We start from the raw sequence: 6,697 nt of genomic DNA on the forward strand, positions 1-6,697 counted from the left end.
GAGATCACACGATCAGTGCACTCTCCAGCTCGATCAGGTTCGTCAAGCGGTCGGCGAAGGCGCGGGGGAGGGACTCGTTGGGGAGAGTCGCGGCCGGGCGGGCGGGAAGGCCCGTCACCGGAGTACGGCCGAGTGCGAGGAGGACGGTTTCGTGGTGGGTGAGTGCCTCGGCGGCGATCGCCTGGGCGGCGGCGTGGGTGCCGAAGCGGTCGGTGAAGAAGTGTTTGATGCGGGGGTGGGTGGACGTCAGATACAGGTACTCGACGACTTCGGGGAGGCTGCGCCAGTTGCGGAGTTGGGCGGCGATCAGGTCGGCGTCGGCGGCGTCGAGGAGGTCGCCCAGTTGGAAGGTGCTGGGGATGTCGTCGCGCATTAAGGGGGCGACGGAACCGGCGTGCAGCCATTCCGCGTAGAAGTTGAGCCAGTCGCCGGCCCAGCCGGCGAGGTCGCCGCGGTTGGTGGTGAGGCCGTCGGGGCGGCCGTGGAGGTAGAGGCCGGCGGTGGCGGCGGCGAGGTGGGAGACCTTGATGACGCTGCCGAAGGCGGGGGCGCGGAACCAGGGGATGTGGGGGAGGCCGGTGCGGAGGACGTAGTCGATGAAGCCGTCGTCGACGCGGCCGACCAGGGTGCGCCAGTGGTAGGAGTCGTAGTCGAAGTGCCGCAGGTAGTCGAGGACCAGGCGGGCGGCGTCGGCGTTCGGGGCGTAGCGGCGGGCGAGGGTGTGCAGGGCGTCGACGTACCCGACGAAGTCGGCTGCCTCGTGCCTCACGTCCTGGGGGAGGGGACGGCGGGCGATGGCGTGGGGTACGGCGGTCACTGGGCCTCCAGACGGGGAAACCCGGCGCCGGTGCGCCGGGTGTTCCACGACTGTGCACTGTGTGGTTACACAGCGGATTCATGCTCGATATACGACGAATTAACGGTTGCGGTGCTGCTCCGCGAGGTCGCGCAGGTACAGCGCCGACTGCTTCGGTGTCCGCTCCTGGGTGTCGTAGTCGACGCGGACGATGCCGAAGCGCTTCTCGTAGCCGTAGGCCCATTCGAAGTTGTCGAGGAGGGACCAGGCCAGGTAGCCGCGGATGTCGGCGCCCTGCTCGATGGCGGAGGCGACGGCGGCCAAGTGCGTGGTGAAGTACGCCGTGCGGCCCTCGTCGGCGACGAAGCCGGACTCGTCGGGGACGTCGTCGAAGGCGGCGCCGTTCTCGGTGATGACCATCGGGAGGCCGGGGTAGTCCTTGCTGATCCGGACCAGGAGGTCGGTGAAGCCCTCGGGGACGATCTCCCAGTCCATCGCGGTGCGGTCCCGGCCGAGGGGGATGCTGCGGACGACCGGCAGGCCGGCGGGGTCGACGGTGCTGCCGTCCTCGGCGTAGCCGGTGAACTTCTGGCTGAAGTAGTAGTTGATGCCGAGGACGTCGATCGGGGCGGAGATGGTGGCGAGGTCGCCGTCCTGCACGGGGATGAGGATGTCCTGAGCGGCCAGGTCTTCGACGACGTCCGCGGGGTAGCGGCCGTGGACGAGCGGGTCCAGGTAGAGCCGGGCGCCCATCCCGTCGGCCCGGCGGGCGGCGTCCAGGTCCGGCGCGGCGTCCGAGGCCGGGTACGCCGTCGCGGCGTTCAGCGTGATGCCGATGTCGATCTTGCGCGGTGCCGCCTCGCGCATCCGCTCGGTCGCGAGGCCGTGGCCGAGCAGCAGGTGGTGTACGGCGGAGACGGCAGCGGGGTAGTCCTGACGACCGGGTGCGTGCGCGCCGTACGCGTACCCGAGCATCGCCGAGCACCACGGCTCGTTCAGCGTCGTCCAGGTGTCGACCCGGTCGCTCAGCGCGTCGAAGACCAGCATCGAGTAGTCCGCGAACCGGTACGCCGTGTCGCGCACCGGCCAGCCGCCCGCGTCCTCGAGCTCCTGCGGGAGGTCCCAGTGGTACAGCGTCACCCACGGGTCGATGCCCTGGGCAAGCAGTTCGTCGACCAGCCGGTCGTAGAAGGCCATCCCGGCCGGGTTGAAGCCGCGGCCGTTCGGCTGGACCCGGGTCCAGGACACCGAGAACCGGTAGGTGTCCATCCCGAGATCCTTGATCAGGGCAACATCCGAAGGCATCCGGGTGTAGTGCTCGCAGGCGACGTCACCGGTGTCGCCGTCGTGCACGGCGCCGGGGACGCGGCAGAAGGTGTCCCAGATCGACGGGGTCCGGCCGTCGGCGTCGACGGCGCCCTCGATCTGGTACGCCGAGGTGGCGACTCCCCAGCGGAAACCGGTGGGCAGCCCGGCGATCAGCGCGGCGTCGGCCGAGGTGGTGGGGGCAGGTGTGGTCATAGTGGCCGTACGACGCCCGCGCGCCCGCCGGTGGGCGGGGCGCGCGAGCGCCGTACTGACTCCCTTCGGGGCAGAAGTTAGGCGACAGGGACGCGGCCGGGCAGCCAGCAGGCGACCTGGCGGTTGGGGTCGTTCCTGGCTTCGGGGACGCCGAGGACCGGGATGTCGGTCGAGCAGCGGTCGAACGCGTGCGGGCAGCGCGGGTGGAACGCGCAGCCGGTGGGCATACCGCGCAGGTCAGGCGGCGAGCCCGGGATCCCGCTCAGCTCGCGGCGCGGGCCGCGCAGCGCCGGGAAGGACTTCAGCAGCCCTTCGCTGTACGGGTGCAGGGAGTCCTTGTAGAGGTCGGCCGAGCGCGCCTCCTCGACGATCCGGCCGCCGTACATGATCGCGATCCGGTCGGAGAACTCGACCAGCAGCGACAGGTCGTGGGTGATGAACAGCACCGAGAAGCCGAGCCGCTCGCGCAGCTCGACCAGCTGGGCCAGGATCTGGCGCTGCATCACCACGTCCAGCGCGGTGGTCGGCTCGTCCATGATCACGATCTGCGGCTCGAGTACGAGCGCCATCCCGATCATCACCCGCTGCCGCATCCCGCCGGACAGCTGGTGCGGGTAGGCGTCCATCCGGTCGGCGGAGATGCCGACCAGCTTGAGCATCTCCTTGGCGCGGTCCATCCGCGCGGTGGCGCTGAGCTGCGGCTCGTGGGCGCGGATCACGTCGAGCATCTGGGTGGAGACCTTGTGCACCGGGTTCAGCGAGTTCATCGCGCCCTGGAACACGATCGAGGTCTCGGCCCAGCGGAACTTGCGCAGCTCGGCCGGGGTCAGCGCCATCACGTCGTACGGCTGGTCGCCCGGCGGGTGGTAGACCACCGAGCCACCGCTGATCACGCCGGGCGGCGGGAGCAGCCGGGTGACGCCGTACGCGAGGGTGGACTTGCCGGAGCCGCTCTCGCCGGCCAAGCCGAGCACCTCGCCGCGGTGCAGGGTCAGCGTGACGTCGCGGACCGCGCGGACGGCCTGGTCGCCGAGACCGTAGTCGACGTTGAAGTCCTTGATCTCCAGGACTGGTTGCTTGGCCATCAGACCGTGCCCTTCGCTTCGTCGGCGCGGACCACCGGGGTGACCGGGGCCTTGCGGTCGGTCGTGTTCAGAACCGGGGTGAAGCCGACCTTCATCCGGACCGTGTGGCCGTCCTTGGTCTTCACCCGGGTGTGCCCGCTGCTGCGCAGCCGCGGGCTGACGAACTCGTCGATGCCGAAGTTGACCAGCGACAGCGCGGTGCCGAGGATCGCGATCGCCAGACCGGCCGGGACGAACCACCACCACGCGCCCTGCGCGAGCGCCTGCTGGCTCTGCGCCCAGAACAGGATGGTGCCCCAGTTCCACTCCGAGATCGTCGAGATCCCGATGAAGGCCAGCGTGATCTCCGACATCACCGCGAAGATCACCGTACCGACGAACCCGGAGGCGATGATCGCGGTCAGGTTCGGCAGGATCTCGACGGTGATGATCCGCCAGGTGCTCTCACCGGTCGCCCGGGCCGCCTCGACGTAGTCGCGGCGGCGCAGCGACAGCGTCTGCGCGCGCAGGACGCGCGCACCCCAGGCCCACGAGGTCAGACCGATGACGAGGGCAACCATCAGGTCGCCGGCGCCGGGGATCGTCGAGGCCACGATGATGATCAGCGGCAGCGCCGGGATCACCAGGAAGACGTTCGACAGCGCGGACAGGCCCTCGTCGGCGGCGCCGCCGAGGAAGCCCGAGCTGACCCCGATCAGCACCGACAGCGCGGTCGCGACGATGCCGGCCAGCAGGCCGACGAACATCACGCCCCGGGTGCCGACCAGGATCTGGGACAGGATGTCCTGCCCCAGGTGGGTGGTGCCGAACCAGTGCTGGCCCGACGGCGGCTGGAGCAGGTTGGCGCTGCGCTCACTCGGGTCGTACGGCGCGATCCAGGGCCCGATGATCGCGATCAGGCAGAAGAACGCGAGGACCACCAGGCCGGTCGCGGCCTTCGGGTTCGCGACGAACCGGAGCCGCTGGCGCTTGGCCGGCGCCTCGACCTCGGGGCCCTCGGGCGTGACCGCGGTGATGGTGCTCGTGGGTGCGGACATCGGTCAGCTCTCCTTCCGGGTGCGCGGGTCGAGCAGCAGGTAGGCGACGTCGGCGATCAGGTTGGCGACCAGCACCGAGATGGTGATCACCAGGAAGACGCCCTGCATCAGCGGGTAGTCCTTCGCGCCGACGGCCTGGAACAGGTTGTAGCCGATGCCGGGGTAGGAGAAGACGATCTCCACCAGCAGCGTGCCGCCGACGATGAAGCCCAGCGACAGCGCGAAACCGGAGACGTTCGGCAGCAGCGCGTTGCGGGCGGCGTACGACAGCATCACGCGGCGCTCGGACAGGCCCTTGGCGTGCGCGACGGTGATGTAGTCCTCCGACGCGACCGTCACCATCATGTTGCGCATGCTGAGGATCCAGCCGCTGACCGAGGAGATCAGGATCGTGATCGCCGGCAGCAGGCTGTGCTGGATCGCGCTGCCGATGAAGATGCTGTCCCAGTTCGGGACCAGGCCCGGCTCGTAGCCGCCGGACGACGGGAAGAAGCTGCCGGCGCCGGCGAACAGCGTGATCGCGATCAGGCCGAGCCAGAAGTACGGGATCGAGGACAGGAACGTGGTCACCGGAAGCAGGCCGTCCAGCCAGGACCCGCGCCGCCAGCCGGCCAGGATGCCGAGGCTGGTGCCGATCGTGAAGCTGGCCAGCGTGGTGATGCCGACCAGCGCGATCGTCCACGGCAGCGACTGGCCGAGGATCTCCGAGACCGGCGTCGGGAAGAACGTGAACGACAACCCGAGGTCACCCTTGAAGACCTGCTGCCAGTAGTCGACGTACTGGCTCCACAGGCTGGCGTTCTTGTCCAGGCCGAACAGCACGTACAGCGAGTTGATCGCCTCGGTGCTCATCTGGCCCTGGAACTTGTTGATCAGCGAGGTGACCGGGTCACCGGGGATCATCCGCGGGATGAAGAAGTTGATCGTGATCGCCGCCCAGGCGGTGAACAGGTAGAAGGCGATCCGTTGCAGCAGGAACTTCACTTCGCCGCTCCTTCCTCGTAGAGCCAGCAGGCCGCCCAGTGGGCCTGGCCGCTGTCGACCACCGGCAGCTCGAACCGGGGCGGCAGGTCGGTGGAGCACTTCGGCATCGCGTGCACGCAGCGCGGGTGGAACCGGCAGCCGGACGGCGGCGCGATCAGGCTCGGCGGTTCGCCGCCGGCCTCGTCCTCGGGCGCGTCCTTGGCGTCACCGACCCGGTCCAGGCGGTCGGGGTCGGGCGCGCTCTCGATCAGCAGCCGCGTGTACGGGTGCGCCGGGTGCTGGGTGACGGTCTCGGAGTCGCCGCCCTCGACCATGCGGCCGGCGTACATCACCAGGGTCTCGTCGGCGAAGTAGCGGGCCGAGGCGATGTCGTGGGTGATGTAGAGGATGGCCAGGTTGAGGCGCTCCTTGAGGTCCCGCAGCAGGTTCAGTACGCCGAGCCGGATGGACACGTCGAGCATCGACACCGGCTCGTCGGCGAGCAGCACCTCGGGGTTGGCGCCGAGCGCGCGGGCGATCGAGACCCGCTGGCGCTGGCCGCCGGACAGCTCGTGCGGGAACTTGTCCAGGTAGCGCTCCGGCGGGGTCAGCTGGACCCGCAGCAGCAGGTCGTTCAGGTTCTTGTCCAGCTCGGCGCTGCCGTTGCCGGCCCGGCCGTGGATCTTCAGCGACCGGGTCAGGTGGTACCGCACGGTGTGCACCGGGTTCAGCGACGCGAACGGGTCCTGGAAGATCATCTGCACGCGGCGGCAGTAGGCGCGGAACGCGCGGCCGCCCTTCACGGTGACCGAGTCGCCGTGCAGCCGGATGTCGCCGCCGGTGCGCTGGTACAGCTGCGCCATCAACCGGGCGACGGTCGATTTGCCCGAGCCGGACTCGCCGACCAGGGCGGTGACCCGGCCCCGGCGGAGCGTCAGCTGGACGTCGTCCACCGCGTGCACGGCGTACCGGCCGCGGGTGAACACGTCGCGCAGGCCGCGGCGGACGGGGAAGTGTTTGGTGAGGTTCTCGGCCTCGAGGACCACGTCGTCGGTCGTGGCCGGTGCTGCATCGGTCGCCGTCATCTTTCCTGACTCCTCGCTGGGTCGGCGCGCGGGACCGGGGGGGGGGGGGGGGGGGGGGGGGGGGGGGGGGGGGGGGGGGGGGGGGGGGGGGGGGGGGGGGGGGGGGGGGGGGGGGGGGGGGGGGGGTTGGGGGGGGGGGGGGGGGGGGGGGGGGGGGGGGGGGTACACCCCCCCCCCCCCCCCCCCCCCCCCCCCCCCCCCCCCCCTCCC

The 6,697-nt window shown here is 70.4% G+C and carries 6 protein-coding genes; all 6 read right to left on the reverse strand.

Annotation, left to right across the window (positions count from 1 at the left end; translation table 11 throughout):
- Positions 1-4 precede the first annotated feature (4 nt).
- The 6 genes from ACZ6Z4_RS25590 to ACZ6Z4_RS25615 all read right to left on the reverse strand — a co-directional run bounded on the left by ACZ6Z4_RS25590 (position 5) and on the right by ACZ6Z4_RS25615 (position 6,487).
- A complete protein-coding gene (locus ACZ6Z4_RS25590) occupies positions 5-817 on the reverse strand; it encodes a hypothetical protein (protein ID WP_465569237.1) in 813 nt (270 codons plus the stop codon).
- A 99-nt stretch (positions 818-916) separates the two neighbouring features.
- Positions 917-2,317, reverse strand: coding sequence for a GH1 family beta-glucosidase (locus tag ACZ6Z4_RS25595; RefSeq protein WP_465569239.1), 1,401 nt, complete (start codon positions 2,315-2,317; stop codon positions 917-919).
- 77 nt (positions 2,318-2,394) lie between these two features.
- The gene (locus tag ACZ6Z4_RS25600; RefSeq protein ID WP_465569241.1) at positions 2,395-3,402 is read right to left on the reverse strand and encodes an ABC transporter ATP-binding protein; all 1,008 of its coding nucleotides are present in this window, start codon (positions 3,400-3,402) and stop codon (positions 2,395-2,397) included.
- Complete coding sequence (locus ACZ6Z4_RS25605; RefSeq protein WP_465569243.1) at positions 3,402-4,439, reverse strand: ABC transporter permease; 1,038 nt, start codon at positions 4,437-4,439, stop codon at positions 3,402-3,404. Before ACZ6Z4_RS25605 ends, ACZ6Z4_RS25600 begins: the two co-directional genes overlap by 1 nt.
- 3 nt (positions 4,440-4,442) lie before the next feature.
- A complete protein-coding gene (locus tag ACZ6Z4_RS25610; protein ID WP_465569245.1) occupies positions 4,443-5,423 on the reverse strand; it encodes an ABC transporter permease in 981 nt (326 codons plus the stop codon).
- Positions 5,420-6,487, reverse strand: coding sequence for an ABC transporter ATP-binding protein (locus tag ACZ6Z4_RS25615; protein ID WP_465569247.1), 1,068 nt, complete (start codon positions 6,485-6,487; stop codon positions 5,420-5,422). Before ACZ6Z4_RS25615 ends, ACZ6Z4_RS25610 begins: the two co-directional genes overlap by 4 nt.
- Positions 6,488-6,697 lie beyond the last annotated feature (210 nt).

The organism is Kribbella sp. NPDC104740 (assembly GCF_055583505.1).

Excerpts from the sequence above, each read along its gene's own strand:
- ACZ6Z4_RS25595 (WP_465569239.1), bottom strand. The coding sequence starts at position 2,317 with ATGACCACACCTGCCCCCACCACCTCGGCCGACGCCGCGCTGATCGCC.
- ACZ6Z4_RS25600 (WP_465569241.1), bottom strand. The coding sequence starts at position 3,402 with ATGGCCAAGCAACCAGTCCTGGAGATCAAGGACTTCAACGTCGACTAC.
- ACZ6Z4_RS25605 (WP_465569243.1), bottom strand. The coding sequence starts at position 4,439 with ATGTCCGCACCCACGAGCACCATCACCGCGGTCACGCCCGAGGGCCCC.
- ACZ6Z4_RS25615 (WP_465569247.1), bottom strand. The coding sequence starts at position 6,487 with ATGACGGCGACCGATGCAGCACCGGCCACGACCGACGACGTGGTCCTC.